The organism is Streptomyces sp. NPDC047028 (assembly GCF_040644095.1).
Taxonomy (GTDB): domain Bacteria; phylum Actinomycetota; class Actinomycetes; order Streptomycetales; family Streptomycetaceae; genus Streptomyces.
Genome location: NZ_JBEYVS010000134.1, coordinates 1 through 1,192, shown reverse-complemented (window position 1 = coordinate 1,192; position 1,192 = coordinate 1). Strand labels below are relative to the sequence as shown.

At 65.8% G+C, this 1,192-nt stretch carries 1 protein-coding gene; it reads right to left on the bottom strand.

Going from position 1 to position 1,192, the window contains the following annotated elements; translation table 11 throughout:
• Positions 1-35 precede the first annotated feature (35 nt).
• Positions 36-1,028 carry a hypothetical protein gene (locus ABZ854_RS37280; RefSeq protein WP_361220511.1) on the bottom strand — a complete coding sequence of 331 codons (993 nt, stop codon included), beginning with the start codon at positions 1,026-1,028 and terminating at the stop codon, positions 36-38.
• Between the last annotated feature and the right edge of the window lie 164 nt (positions 1,029-1,192).

Genomic DNA, 1,192 nt, shown 5'->3' with positions numbered 1-1,192 from the left:
GGCGAAGGCCACCTGATCGGGCCGAAGACGATGCCTCAGACGTGCTCGGTCTGCCGCACGATCTCCTGTGCGACCGCCTGACGGAGCGCGCTGTCCTCGGTCAGGTTGAGCTCGCGGGCCACGTAGGACACGGCTCGGCTCAGATACTGCTCCGGGGTCTCTTCGGGCTCGGGCGTACGCGGGTCGGTGGCGGACCACACCGCGCTGCGGAGGGATTCTGCGGTACTGGCCTGGGCATAGACGAATTTCCCGCCCTCTTGCTTGTACCACCAGTCCGGGAAGTCGCTGCCCAGCCGTGCGGCGCCCGCGTTGCGCGCCGCCTCCTCAATGCTCGGCCCCGCTGCCGACGGGGCAGTGCGCGGGTCCTTGGCGGTCCACGTCGCGTGGCTGAAGGCTTCTGCGGTACCGGCCTGAGCGAAGACGTGTTGCCCGCTGTCAACCTTGTACCACCAGTTCGGGAAGCCACTGCCCAGCCGTACGGCACCGGCCGCGCGGGCGGCATCCTCAAGACTCAGCCCGGCCTCGTCCGGCTGATCAAGGTATTCGGGTGTCGGGGGCACCTCCGCCCAGCGGAGATCATCGGCGAGCGGCTTCCCGTCCTCGAACTCCGGATCGTCCTCGCCCTGAGGAGCGTGCAGATAGCGGACGCTGTCGTCGATCTCCGACTTTGCCTGCCACAGCGCCGGGCCCCAGCCTTCGGCCTGCTGCACGCTTTTCGCTTTGACGCCGATCACTGCCAGCAGGCCGTTGTACCGCTTGAAGTCGTCTCCATCAGCGGTGAACTGGCTGTCGATCTCCGCAGCCAGCGTATGCATGTTGTCGGCGGGCATATCGTTCAGATCGGCATCATCGTCCATCGGCGGAGCAAAGCAATCCGCGTCGAGGCTTCCGACTCCCGCATCGCCAATCACCTTGTCCATGAGTTCGGACCACTTACCGGTCGGGGCCGCGGCCGCCGAGTCGTCTTTGACCAGAGTTTCCAGAGCCAAGAGCAGCTCTCGGTGCTTGGCCTTGTCGACGTCTGTCATGTCAGACCCCTTCTCATCGCCGGTAGGCGAATTCCGTCTACTTCACACTCACATGCCCCACACCTCTGGTCCCAGGGCCCCCTGGGTGGCCTACGGAGCGAATCTGACTGCCCGATCGGGCGCGGGCTCAACGCCCGAAGATCAAGGCGTCTCAGGTTCCTCCG

Coding starts and splice junctions, on each gene's coding strand:
- ABZ854_RS37280 (WP_361220511.1), bottom strand. CDS start 1,028: ATGACAGACGTCGACAAGGCCAAGCACCGAGAGCTGCTCTTGGCTCTG.